Here is a 12,088-nt window from a genome sequence, read left to right on the forward strand (position 1 = left end):
AGAACTGCCCTAGCCACCGCTAGCGACGCCTCGGGCGACGGATCCCTATGCTGAGCCTGTTGCGGATTGAGAACTTCGCCCTGATCGAGCAGTTGGAGATCCCCTTTGGGGCAGGGCTCAACGTGCTTACCGGGGAAACGGGGGCAGGTAAGTCCATTATTCTCGAGGCCCTCGATGCGGCTTTGGGCGGGCCAGCGCGGGCTTTGCGCAGTGGCAGCCAGCGGGGCCTAGTGGAAGCTATCTTTCAACCCAATGCCGATCTGGAAGCCTGGCTAGAGCAAGAACAGATTGAGCCCCTGGAAGAGGGCCTGGTCTGCAGCCGCGAACTGGCGGTGCGTAGCGGCAAGCTCACCAGCCGCCTGCGAGTCAACGGGGTGGTGGTCAACAAAGCTCAGATGCTCAGGCTGCGCTCCCAACTGCTGGAGATCACTGCCCAAGGGCAAACGGCTCAAATTCAGTCCCCTCAAGCCCAGCGCCGTTGGCTGGATGCCTTTGGCGGCGAAGAGCTGCTGCGGGCACGGACCCAGGTGGCAGCTTGCTACCAGACCTGGAGCCAGCTCAAAGCTGAAATGGAGTCCCGGCAGCAGAGTCAACAACTGCGCCTGCAGCGCCTAGATCTGTTGGAGCTGCAAGCCCGAGAGCTGGCTGCCCTGCGCCTGGAGGATCCCGACGAGCTGAGCAAACTGGAGCGGGAGCGGGAGCGCCTGGCCCAGCGGGTAGAGCTGCGGCAGCAAAGCCATGCCGCCTACCAACTGCTCTACCAAAATGACAGCGGCTCGCCAGCCATCGCCGATCTCCTGGCCCAGGCCGAGCGGCTGCTGCAGAGCATGGCTCAACGGGATCCCGAGCTTGCCCCCTTGGCGGAAATGGTTAGCAACGCCCTCGTGCAGGTAGAGGAAGCGGGGCGGGAGCTGCTGCGCTACGGCGAGGCCCTGGAGGCCGATCCCAGTCGGTTAAGCAAAATTGAACGGCGCTTAGCTCAACTGCGCCAGGCCTGCCGCAAATACGGCCCCACCTTGACGGAGGTGATGGCTCATGCGGAGCGGGTGCAGGTGGAGCTAGCCCGCCTGCGGGACGAGAGCACCGACTTGGAGGAACTAGAGGCGCAGCTGAACCAAGCAGCCCAGGAGCTGGAGCACCACTGCCAGAGGCTCTCCCAACTGCGGCAGCAGGCAGCCCGGAAACTGGAGAGAGCCCTGCTGGAGGAACTCAGGCCCCTGGGGATGAGCGGCGTGCAGTTCCAGGTGCAGATTCAAGCCGGATCCCCCACTGCCGAAGGGGTGGATCAGGTGAGCTTTTGGTTTAGTCCCAACCCTGGGGAGCCCCTGCAACCGCTAGCCGACATTGCCTCCGGCGGCGAGATGAGCCGTTTTCTCCTGGCCTTAAAAGCAGTCTTCAGCCGCGTCGATCCGGTGGCTACCCTGGTCTTTGACGAGATCGACGTCGGCGTATCCGGCAAGGTAGCACAGGCCATTGCCGCCAAACTGCACCAGCTTGCCCGTAGCCGCCAGGTTCTCTGCGTTACCCACCAACCCTTGATTGCTGCCCTAGCGGATCACCACCTGCGGGTTCACAAAGTGGTGCAAGAAGGGCGAACTTGCGTGCGGGTGGATCCTCTGGGAGAAGAAGAGCGCCGGGAAGAATTGGCCCAACTGGCTGGCGGCCACTCCGCCCAGGAAGCGATGAGCTTCGTGGAAGCCCTTCTCAAGCAAGCAGCCCAATTGCGCCAGCTGCAGCTGGCTAGCTCTGTTTAGCCCCTGCCTCAGCCCCCTAAAAACAGCTCCAGCACCTGGGGATTGCGCAACAAGTTGGGGCCAGTATCTTCAAAGCGGTTTTCTCCCATCGAGAGGACGTAGCCCCAGTCCGCTAAGCTCAGGGCCTGCTTGGCATTTTGCTCCACCATCAGGATGCTGACGCCAAGGCGCTTGATTTCTTGCAAGAGGGCAAAGGTCTGCTCGACATACAGCGGCGACAGGCCGGCTGTCGGCTCATCCAGCAACAACAGTTGCGGCTCCGCCATCAACGCCCGCCCTATGGCTAGCATCTGCCGCTGCCCGCCGGAGAGGGATCCCGCCGCTTGCTTTCGCTTTTCCCTTAGCGGCGGAAACAGCTCGTAAACCCGCTCCCGTTGGGCAGTGTAGTCGTCGTGCCGGATAAAGGCTCCCATCTCCAGGTTTTCCTCGACGGTGAGGGAGGGAAAGACATTGTTGGTCTGAGGCACAAAGCCGATCCCCCGCCGCACCAGTTGCTCGGCAGCAAGATGCGTGATGTCAGAACCTTGGAACAGCACTCGGCCCGAGCGGATGGTGGCCAACCCAAAGAGGGATTTAAGCACTGTCGATTTGCCTGCTCCGTTGGGGCCGATGATCACCACGATTTGCCCCGGGTTGACCTTGAGGCGGATCCCTTTGAGGATGTCCACGCCGCGGTAGCCGCTATAGAGATCTTGAATCTCGAGCAAAGGAGTCATGGCGGGGATCCCTCCGGTGAGAGGGTGGAGGCCGGTTCCGAGCTGAGGGCATCTGCTAAAGCGATGGATCCCAAATAGGCCTCGCGCACGGCAGGGTTTTGCCGAATTTCCTGCATGGGTCCCTGGGTTAACACCCTTCCCCCCGCCATGACCACCACGTGGTGGCAAAGGCGGGTCACCAGATCCAGGTCGTGTTCAATGATGCAGAAGGTGCAGCCGCGCTCGCGGTTGAGGTACTCAATAAAGCGGATTAGGTCTGCCAGCAACGTGCGGTTGACCCCAGCCCCCGGCTCGTCCAAGAGGATGACCCGCGCATCGGTCATCAGGGTGCGTCCCAGTTCCAGCAGCTTCTTTTGCCCGCCCGAAAGGTTGACTGCCAGTTGATCCCGCAGGTGGATGAGGTTGAGCCGTTCCAAAACTTCTTCAGCCCGAGCCTGAAGCTGGCGCTCCTGCCGCTGTACTCGCCGCCAGCGGAACCAGGCGTTAAATAGGTTTTCTCCAGCCTGATGGGGAGGAACAACCATTAAGTTTTCCAGAACGGTCATGCGGCCAAACTCCCGCGGGATCTGGAAGGTGCGCACCAGCCCACGTTGAAACAACTGGTGGGGAGGCAAGCCCGTGACGTCTTCCCCATCTAGCCAGATGCGTCCGCTATTGGGCCGAATAAAACCGGCGATGATGTTGAAAAGAGTTGTTTTCCCCGCCCCGTTGGGACCAATCAAGCCCGTGATCCGACCAGCTTCGATGCGGAAGGAACAGTGATCTAGGGCATTGACGCCGCCAAACTGTTTGGAGATGTTGTCAATAACGATCACACCGCTACCCTGGGAAAGCTCCATTCCCTAGTAGATTCACTATTTTATGAGCTTTCGTCGTAGGGTAAAGAAGCTTATTTAACCAAACTCGCCGATAGGCTTGCCAAGAAGCCCCCTGGCAGGGGTTGGGTTGGCTCTTGGAGGGAACCCCTTGAGGTGGGCTAACGTCTACTTCTATACCATCGACCTTTGAGAATTGCAGTTTTATTCCCTCATTGGAGCTCATTGGAGGTTCTTGGTTATGTCTCCCATGCACAAACTGACCCGGCGGGCCTTCGCGACGGCGGCAGCCCTGACGGCAGCGGCGCTGGCCACCACCCTGCTGCCAAGCACAGCTCAGCAAGCAGCCAAAGCCCCGATTAAGATAGGAGCGCTGCTGTCTTTGACGGGCGACCTGCAGGCCTATGGGGAGAACTGCCTCAAGGGCATCAAGCTGGCCCTCAAGCAGATCAACGAAGCTGGCGGCGTCCTCGGATCTCAAATTCAAGTGGTGGAGGCGGATGACCAGACGTCAGCCCAGCCGGCTATTGATGCCGCCAAGCGGCTAGTGAACGTGGAGAAGGTGGCCGCCATTGTTGGCGCTTTGGGCAGTGGCGTTACCATTCCGGTGGCCACGACAGTCACGGTTCCCAGCAAGATTCCGCAAATTTCACCGGCCTCTACCGCGCCCACCATCACCACCTTGGACGACAATGACTTTTTGTTCCGCACCGTTCCTTCCGATGCTTTCCAAGGGGTAGCCCTAGCGCAGATTACCCGTGAAGAGAAGCTGGATCGCCTGGCTGTTATCTACATCAACAACGACTACGGCCAGGGTCTAGCCGACAGTTTCAAGGCTGCCTTTGAGAAGCGGGGGGGCAAGATCACCAAGGCCGTCCCCTACGAGCCAGGCAAAGCTTCCTACCGCGGCGAGCTGGATCAGCTCAAGGAAGGGAACCCCCAGGCGCTGGTGGTCATTGGCTATCCAGAAAACGGCGCGGTTATCTTGCGGCAAGCCTTGGAAGGGGGGCTATTTAAGCGCTTTGTCTTAACAGACGGCATGCGCTCTCCTGATCTGGCTGCCCAGGTGGGGGCAGACAAGCTAGAGGGATCCATTGGCACTTCGCCCCAGGCCCGCACTGACACCAAGGCTTACCAGAGCTTTGTTCAAGCCTACAAAGCTGCCTACGGGGAAGTGCCCCCCACTCCCTACATCGACACTGCCTACGATGCTGCCTTCCTTCTGGCTCTGGCCATCCAAAAAGCGGGCAGCACCGATGGCACTGCTATCCGCGATGCCCTGCGGCAAGTGGCCAATCCCCCTGGCACCGAAATCCTGCCTGGCGAGTGGGCCAAGGCGGTGGAGCTGCTGAAGAAAGGGGAAGACATCAATTACACTGGCGCTTCTGGCTCGCTGGACTTCGATGAAAACGGAGACGTAGCCGGAACCTTTGCCCACTGGACCTTCAAGGGCGGGAAGATCGTAGACTTGAAGGTGTTTGAGCCGAAGATCTAAAGACTGGGCTGCTGTTTTCGACGAGTAGGGGTTTGCTGGGGAGATGACTGGCAAGCCCCTGCTTTTCACTGCCAGCGCAACTCCCACTCGTTGGATTTTGGGGTAAGGCCAACCCTCATTGAGGGGAGGACGTCACGCGTACTCGGCAATGACGACCGTGATGTTGTCCCGGCCCCCTCGCTCTTTGGCTGCCTCGATTAACTCCAGGACAAGCTGCTCCAGGTCTGGCACCTTCAAGCAATATTCGGCAATGACTTCGTCGTCCAGCTCCTCGGTTAGTCCATCGCTGCACAACAGGAGGCGATCCCCAGGAAGCAGGGTAATGGGTTGGATAGCAGGTGGCCCTGTGTCAGGCCGGCCCAGGCAGCGCTCAAGGATGTGCCGCCAGGGGTGGATGCGGGCCTGCTCTTGGGTTAACTCCCCCTGGCGAACCGAGCGGGCGACTAGGGTGTGATCTTCCGTCATCTGCTGCAGCTGGGATCCGCGCAGGCGGTAGAGGCGGGAGTCGCCGATGTGAGCACTCCAGCAATTGTTGTTGGGATCCACCATCGCCACCACCACAGTGGTGCCCATGTCTGCCCGTTGCGGGTTTTCCCGCTGATCTTTGAGAATGGCCTCGTTGGCGGCTTCCACTGCTTCGCTGAGGAGCTTGGGCGCCGGCACCATCTCCCAGCCTCGATCCAAATAGGCTCGAATGGTCTCAACTGCCAGCTGGCTGGCTACGGCTCCTGCTGCATGTCCACCCATGCCATCGGCAACGATGAAGTAGCGACCTTCCGGATCGCAGTAGTAAGCATCCTGATTGCCGCTGCGAACCTTGCCCGGATCCGTAGCGCCAGCATAGCGTCGCATCACCTCAGCCGATCCAATTCCTTTGCCTTTAAGAGTACCCTGAGCAGCGCCGCGGCGGCCAAGACAGCCAAGGCCAGGGTGACCATCGCTAAAGTAGCATGCCCAGCCAAAAATAGCTGCGTGGCGCTAAGAAAAAAAGTTGCAAACAGCACCGCGTAAGTGGTGCCCCAGCCCGTCGAGTTGAGCTGACGCAGCAGGCGTTCCGTCTCACTGGAGCGAACCCGCAGGCGCAGCTCCCCCTGTTCCAATTTACTTAAGGCCGTCTCCAGGCGGCGGGGCAGGCTAAGGCTGGTGCTGGTAAACTCTACCGCCTGGCGGCTGACCTGAGCCAGCAGGGTTTCCCTCTCCGGTTGGCTACTGTTCATGAGCTCCTCTGCAAAAGGCTTGGCCACCTCAATAAAGTTAAACTCCGGATCCAGCCCTTTTCCCAGCCCCTCCAGGGTCGTGAGGGCTCGCAGGACAAAGGTAAAGGTGGCGGGGAAGCGAAACGGCTGCTCATAGGCCAGCTCGTAGAGGTCTTCGCTGATGGCCGCCACCGAGATCTCGTCCAGCTTGCTGGAGAAGGGTTTGTCTAGGAAGTGATCCAGAAGGTACTGCACCGAGCGGCGTACTGGTGCCAGATCGGCAGTGGGTACTAGAACACCCAGCTCCACCAGCAGGGCCACCACCTGCTCGGCATCTTTGGCCACCACCGCTGCCAGCATACCTGCCAGTTTTTCCTTGATGCCGGGGCGAAGGCGCCCCATCATACCGAAGTCGTAGAAGATCAGCGTGCCATCTGGCTTGACGGCAATATTGCCGGGGTGGGGATCGGCGTGGAAAAAGCCGTCCTTGAGCAGTTGCCGCAGATAGGCCTCCGCCCCCAAGCGGGCCAAAGCCTTGCGATCCAATCCCGCCGCGCTCAGCGCCTCGTAGTCGCTAATTTTGATCCCTGGCAGGTATTCCAATGTCAGCAGACGGGGGGAGGTGTAGCGCCAGTACACCTTGGGAACAGCAATCTGGGGCATGTCGCGAAAGTTGCGGCGGAAAGTGTCGGCGTTGCGGCCCTCGTTGAGATAGTCCACCTCCTCCCAGAGGGTGCGGCGACACTCTTCGTAGATGCCAATCCAGTCGCGGCCCGCTCCACCCCACGGGGTGTGGTGCTGAAAAAACTCAGCAATGCCGCGACCGATCTCCAGGTCAATGGTAAATAGCTGCACCAAGCCCGGCCGCTGTACCTTCACCACCACTTCTTCGCCGCTTTTTAGCTTGGCGCGATGCACTTGCCCCAAGCTGGCTGCCGCCAAAGGGGTGGGATCGAAGTAGCTGTAAATCTGCTCAATGGGCTTGCCGAGCTCCTGCTGCACGATGGTCGCCACCTGTTCGTAACCAAAGGCGGGCACCTGATCCTGCAGCTTGGACAGCTCCTCGACGTACTCGGAGGGGAAGAGATCGGCGCGGGTGGAGAAAAACTGCCCCACCTTAATAAAGGTAGGGCCGAGGTGGAGCAACGTCTCGCGGATCCAAATGGCTCGGGCGCGGCGGCGTTTAGCCTTTCGCTCTGGCGTGGGCTGCCCCCCATAGCTCCAGGCCTGCTGATCCAGCCAGAGATAGAAGAGCCAGGTCAGCACAAAGCGCCAGATGTCGAAAAGACGGCCCCAACGGCTGTAGTTCTCTCGGGCCCACCGGTAGGCGGTATAGGGCTTAGCAGGCTTGGATCCCTTTGCTGTGCTTGCCTTCAAGCGCTTCGATTCCGGTACTTCTGCAACTCAGAGCGTAGCTGCGCCACCTCGGCCCGCAGGTCATCTAGAGTTGCCTGCAAATCCTCCACCTTGTAGGTGGACGAGGCCATCTCTTGGGTAGCTAGCGATGCTTCCGCCTCAGCTCGGGCCATGACATCCTGGGCAAAAGTCTGCCAGCCCTCCTGCAGCTCTGCCCACAGCTTGCCCACCTCCGCAGCAAGGTCGGCAAGAGCGCCTTCCCAACGCTCGCGCAGAACATCGGCCACTGCTTTGCCGACGAAAAAAGCTCGCACAACGGGATTCCTCATGTAGCCCAAGTGTTAAGAAGCATCACCCAGATTATAACGAATCTTGCCGCAACCGAACTGCCGAGCCCCCCCAGCCAAACAGCCTCGGAGCATCGGCCCGGCAGTCCCGCAAGCAATTGTCCTAGAGAGCTTGTCTAGGGCTAGCGACGGTTGGTGGTCATGTCGGGAATCTTTAGATCGAAGACGCTAATGTTTTGCCGCGCTGCCGGCTTGGGATTGAGCATGCGAGCCATGTTGAGGAAGTTCTCCGGATCGCCGGGCTTAGGCAAGCGAACAACCCGATAGGTGCGCACCACCTCCCGAGCCGAGGGCCTCACGCCGGAGATATCCCGCCAACGGGCTCCGTAGCGGGGGGTAACCAAGTTGGTTGGTTTCTCCGAAAGGCGGCGGCGCTGGTAGGGCACCACATCGTCCCCAAAAGCAGCGTCGTACTCCTCGCTATCGACAATGGCGTCGATAAAGCCGTCTAGGCCGCGGGTGGCCAGAATGATGGAGTACTTGATGCGCTCCATTTGGCTGTAGGTGGGCCGACCCAGGAAGCGCTGGAAGGTGATCTCAACGAAGCGGTAGTTGTCGTTGGGAACCATGACCAAGTCGCGGTAGACCTCCGACTTGCCCAGGCCCCGGATAAACTCTTTTACCGAAATTGCTCCATTGCGCAGCTGGGATTCCAGCGCTTTCTGCCGGTAGCTCTCCAGCATCAGGTGCTCGCTGAAGATTTGGCGGTAGGCGGCGCGGATAACATTCTCAATGCCCGCCGGGTCATCGGGGCGGTAGACGGGCGGAGTTTCGTCGCTGGGTACAAAGTAGCGGTTTACCCGCTCGTTTTGCGTAGTGGGGCGATCGGCAATCAACGGAAGAGACATAGGCTGTGCTCCTAACAAGAAACAAACAACAAAGAAAAGAGCCTACGCCTCCCTAGCCAGTTCCTGCTGGCTTAGGCGAGCGCGGAGAGGGATCAGAGGATCCGCATCCTGCAAAGCTATCTGAAGGGCTGCCTCGGCAGCAGCTCGCAGAGAAAGTTCTCCCAGGCGGGCTAGATCCGTTAGGGCTGCAACGGCGGCATAGCGCACTCCCCAATCGGCATCCCCCAGGCATTGCCGCAGTAGCTGCAAAGCTTGCTCTTGATCGGACAGGGGTCGCTGGGCAGCCACCCGTCCCAGCCCGCGCGTTGCTGCCCGCCGCACGCTGGGGGCAAAATCGGCCACAATGGCCTCGACCAAAAAGGGGTAGGCATCCCCATGGCCAATGCGGGCTAAAGCTCGCACCGAGTAGGCCCGCGCCCCGTAGTCAAAGCCGTCAATGTTGGCCAGCAAGGGCTGTACTGCCGCTTCTCCAAAGCGCAGCACCTCCTCCAGAGCCGCCTCCCCTACAGCAGGACGGTTGAAGCCAAAAGCGCGAATGAGCAGGGGGATCCCTTCTACCTGTCCTAGGGATCCCAGGGCTCGCACCACCCCCAGCAGCTCTGCCTCTGAAGTGGCCTGCTCCAGCTGGGTAGCCAGTTGGGCCACAGCAGGAGGAAGCCCTTGTGCAGCTGATGAAGAGGACATGACCAGCCTAGAAGCTAAGGTAGTAAGGTTAGAGGTTCCAGGTCTAAAACAGCTTGTCCAGCTGGGGGATAATTGCCGCTGCCACCTGATCTGGCGGCACCCACCCCAACTGCAAGGCCACGTCAAACAGCCGCTTTAAAGCATTGAGGCGCAGGTTGAGGGCTACGTTGGCGGTTGCCAGCAGGGATGCCCCCGCCAGCCAGCCCGATTCAGCCAGATCAAAGAGGGCCGCCTGGCGCAAGCTAAAGTTAGGGTGGGCTAGCAGCGCCACCAAAATCTGGGTCAGCTCCTCCGCTTGAGTAAAGCGATAGAGTACCCAAGCTGCTGCCGAGCGCACTCTTTCTGAGGGGTGATCTAAGAAGGGCCGAATGGCCGCTTCCGCTTCTGTGGCGTTGAGGTGGCCCAGCGCCTCAATGAAAGCCTCCCAAGGCTGCTCCTCTTGCGACCTTAACAAAGCTAAAAGAGGCTGCACCGCTCGCCTGTCTCCCAACTGGGCTAGAGCGTAGGCCGCCTCCTCTCGCACCAGCAAATCGCTACAGCTAAGCGCCTCAATTAGCCCAGGTACCGCCCGGACATCGCCAATCTGCCCTAGAGCTTTAGCGGCACTGCGCCGCAGCGGATAGCCTCCCAACGCTGTGCGATCCCGCTCGTCCTGCAGCGCCAATAGCAAAGGCTCCACTGCCCGCGCCTCGCGAGTCGTGCCCAGGTACCAGGCTGCATAGTAGCGATCCTGCGGATCGTCTCCTTGCAGCCAAGCTATTGCTTGCTCCCAGGTAAGCTGCTGGGGCAGCACCGCCGTGTTGGAGGCTATGCGAGCTGTTGCCGAACCGTTCATGTAACTAGGGCAGCTCTCTCAACGACTGCTTGCCCAGAGCCACGCTCCAGCGCAGCCAGATCCTTCACTGGGAAGTAGGAGATCCCGTAAGAGGAGTAACCCGGAGAACCTTGCCACCCATCCGGAGAATGCGCTGCATCTCAGCAGACAGCCGGCTGTAGGGAACTGTAAGCGTAGCAGTGCTGCGGCGTACCTTCGCTGAGGTGGTCAGGGCATCGGGCGGGTTAAGGAGGCCAGTGTACTCAATCTTGTAAACCCGGCTACCGGCTTCCGTTAGAGCTTCCGGGCTGCTGGTGCTTTGACCAAACATGGCTTTCCCCCGCTGTTAACACTCCCGCTTATCAAAGTCGCATGGGCAAAAAGGAGCTTTTCCAAAGGGCTATCAAGCTGCTTTGCAGCAAGTTTAGGAATGCCTTCCCTCTGGCTTGAGCCTGCAGGCAAGCAACCCGGCTTTCTCCAGGCTGCTGCCTGCCAGGCAAACTGCTAGAAGGAATTGCCCTCCTGCCTAAGGAGGCCTAGCTTAGCCTCCCCTAGCTAAGGGCGTTGATGGCGTAATCGAAGTAGATGGCAGCTTCATTGGCCGCTTGGCCCTTCAGCATGCCCAGAGCACGGCTCTTCATGTGTTGCAGAGCCACAATGTACCAGCTGGGGGAAAGGTTAAAAGCGCGGTTCACTTCCCGCAGACCGGCCACCAGGTATTCATCGAGAGGACCAGTGCCACCGGCAACCAGCGAGTAGGTGATAAAGCGCAGGTAGTAGCCGATGTCACGGGCACACTTGGCCTGGAAGACCTCGCCATGCCCCATTTCACCCGGCTGGCTCAAGTAGGGGAAGCGCTTGAACACTTCCTGCACCGCTTCGCGCACCAGCGTCTGCTGGTTCTGGGTCAACACCCGAGCCGCTTCTAGGGAGGCAGCAGCCCGCTGGTAGCGACCGCTCACCGCCTGCAGCTCGCTGGCGTTGAGAAAGCGCCCTTGATTGTCAGCAGCGGCAATTGCTTCGGTGATAACGGTTTTCATTTGCAACTCCTCAATACGTTGACTGTTAGTAAAAGCAACCAACAGGCAGCTCCTTTACTGCCCCGTTAGATCTCGGCTGGCTATGAAAGAAACTGACCCTCGCCGAAAACCGAGATACCTTACAGAATGGCAGCAGCCGCCTTATCGAAGTAGCTGGCCACTTCGCTTTGGATTGCTGAGCAGTCGCCAGGGGTGATGCCGTTTGGATCCATAATCTTGGCCAGGGCTTCCCTCTTCATGGCCGCAATGGCATTGGCCATGGAGCTGGTGGGCACCCCCAGGGCAATGTAAGTTTCTCGCAGACCGTTCAGGCAGCGATCTTCCAGCACTGAGCTGTCCCCTGCCAAGGTGGCATAGGTAATGTAGCGCAGGATAATCTCAAGGTCGCGCAGGCAAGCAGCCATGCGACGGTTAGTGTAGGCGTTACCACCAGGAGCAATGAGATCTGGCTCCTGGGCAAACAGAGAACGGGCTGCGTTGACCACAATTTGAGCAGCGTTGCTGGTCATGCGATTGACGGCATCCAGGCGCTTGTTGCCTTCTGCCACCAAAGCTTCCAAACGAGCAAAGTCTTGTTCGCTTAGAAAAGCCCCACGTGCATCTGCCTGAGTAATCACCCGGGTAAAGGCGTCTTGCATAATGGATCTCCTTTTTGTTTTTTTCCAAAGTCAAGGATGAGCGACTGGCTGATCCTCTCAAAAGCCAGCTACCGAGCCTTGCTGGATGCGGAATCTGCTTCCCAAAAACCGGGGATACCGTGGAGGTTGCTTGAAACTCCCCCACTGAAGCCCCAGAGTTTGAGATCGGTCGAGAACTCCTGCAACCTTCAGACAGCCGAGCATCCAGGTCAATTTTATAGCGCGGGAGCGATGAGGATTTTGTGAAGATTTACAAACAAGCCGACACCGAAAGGTCTAGTCGGCTGCCGAGCTTCCAGTTCTAGAGTCCAGCGAGCAGGGAATTGGCCGGCAGGGGGCTAAAAGGATGTAAATATTTGTTTCATTCCCTTTGAGGGCTCCGGCT

Annotated in this window: 13 protein-coding genes; 2 read left to right on the forward strand and 11 right to left on the reverse strand. The window is 59.3% G+C overall.

Annotated elements, in window-relative coordinates:
- Positions 1–47 precede the first annotated feature (47 nt).
- Complete coding sequence (recN, locus tag NW833_RS02590) at positions 48–1,754, forward strand: DNA repair protein RecN (RefSeq protein ID WP_414411452.1); 1,707 nt, start codon at positions 48–50, stop codon at positions 1,752–1,754.
- Positions 1,755–1,762: 8 nt separating this feature from the next.
- Here recN and NW833_RS02595 read toward each other — a convergent pair whose 3' ends face one another.
- A complete protein-coding gene (locus NW833_RS02595; protein WP_414411453.1) occupies positions 1,763–2,470 on the reverse strand; it encodes an ABC transporter ATP-binding protein in 708 nt (235 codons plus the stop codon).
- Entirely contained in the window at positions 2,467–3,285 is an 819-nt protein-coding gene (locus NW833_RS02600) for an ABC transporter ATP-binding protein (protein WP_414393270.1), read from the reverse strand. Before NW833_RS02600 ends, NW833_RS02595 begins: the two co-directional genes overlap by 4 nt.
- A 250-nt stretch (positions 3,286–3,535) precedes the next feature.
- On the opposite strand from NW833_RS02600, the gene NW833_RS02605 reads away from it, so the two are divergent.
- Positions 3,536–4,780, forward strand: a complete 1,245-nt coding sequence (locus NW833_RS02605) for an ABC transporter substrate-binding protein (RefSeq protein WP_414411454.1) — start codon at positions 3,536–3,538, stop codon at positions 4,778–4,780.
- Positions 4,781–4,912: 132 nt separating this feature from the next.
- Here NW833_RS02605 and NW833_RS02610 read toward each other — a convergent pair whose 3' ends face one another.
- From NW833_RS02610 to NW833_RS02650, 9 genes are all read right to left on the reverse strand, one after another.
- Complete coding sequence (locus tag NW833_RS02610) at positions 4,913–5,632, reverse strand: Stp1/IreP family PP2C-type Ser/Thr phosphatase (protein ID WP_414393273.1); 720 nt, start codon at positions 5,630–5,632, stop codon at positions 4,913–4,915.
- Positions 5,632–7,353 (reverse strand): ABC1 kinase family protein, encoded by a 1,722-nt coding sequence (locus NW833_RS02615; protein WP_414411455.1) that lies wholly within the window; start codon positions 7,351–7,353, stop codon positions 5,632–5,634. The genes NW833_RS02610 and NW833_RS02615 overlap by 1 nt, the downstream gene beginning before the upstream one ends.
- Positions 7,350–7,661, reverse strand: coding sequence for a DUF6825 family protein (locus tag NW833_RS02620; protein ID WP_414409672.1), 312 nt, complete (start codon positions 7,659–7,661; stop codon positions 7,350–7,352). The genes NW833_RS02615 and NW833_RS02620 overlap by 4 nt, the downstream gene beginning before the upstream one ends.
- Positions 7,662–7,801: 140 nt before the next feature.
- Positions 7,802–8,527 (reverse strand): phycobilisome rod-core linker polypeptide, encoded by a 726-nt coding sequence (locus NW833_RS02625; protein WP_414393278.1) that lies wholly within the window; start codon positions 8,525–8,527, stop codon positions 7,802–7,804.
- 42 nt (positions 8,528–8,569) lie between these two features.
- Entirely contained in the window at positions 8,570–9,211 is a 642-nt protein-coding gene (locus NW833_RS02630) for a HEAT repeat domain-containing protein (RefSeq protein ID WP_414393280.1), read from the reverse strand.
- Positions 9,212–9,254: 43 nt separating this feature from the next.
- Positions 9,255–10,046: a HEAT repeat domain-containing protein gene (locus NW833_RS02635; RefSeq protein ID WP_414411456.1), complete on the reverse strand. Its 792-nt coding sequence runs from the start codon at positions 10,044–10,046 to the stop codon at positions 9,255–9,257.
- A 64-nt stretch (positions 10,047–10,110) separates the two neighbouring features.
- Entirely contained in the window at positions 10,111–10,356 is a 246-nt protein-coding gene (locus tag NW833_RS02640) for a phycobilisome linker polypeptide (protein ID WP_414393284.1), read from the reverse strand.
- 220 nt (positions 10,357–10,576) lie between these two features.
- On the reverse strand, positions 10,577–11,065 hold the full coding sequence (locus tag NW833_RS02645) for a phycocyanin subunit alpha (RefSeq protein WP_414359365.1): 489 nt from the start codon (positions 11,063–11,065) through the stop codon (positions 10,577–10,579).
- A 119-nt stretch (positions 11,066–11,184) separates the two neighbouring features.
- A complete protein-coding gene (locus NW833_RS02650) occupies positions 11,185–11,703 on the reverse strand; it encodes a phycocyanin subunit beta (RefSeq protein ID WP_414393286.1) in 519 nt (172 codons plus the stop codon).
- Positions 11,704–12,088: the final 385 nt, after the last annotated feature.

It is taken from the genome of Synechococcus sp. O70.1 (genome assembly GCF_047462215.1).
Classification (GTDB): Bacteria; Cyanobacteriota; Cyanobacteriia; order Thermostichales; family Thermostichaceae; genus Thermostichus.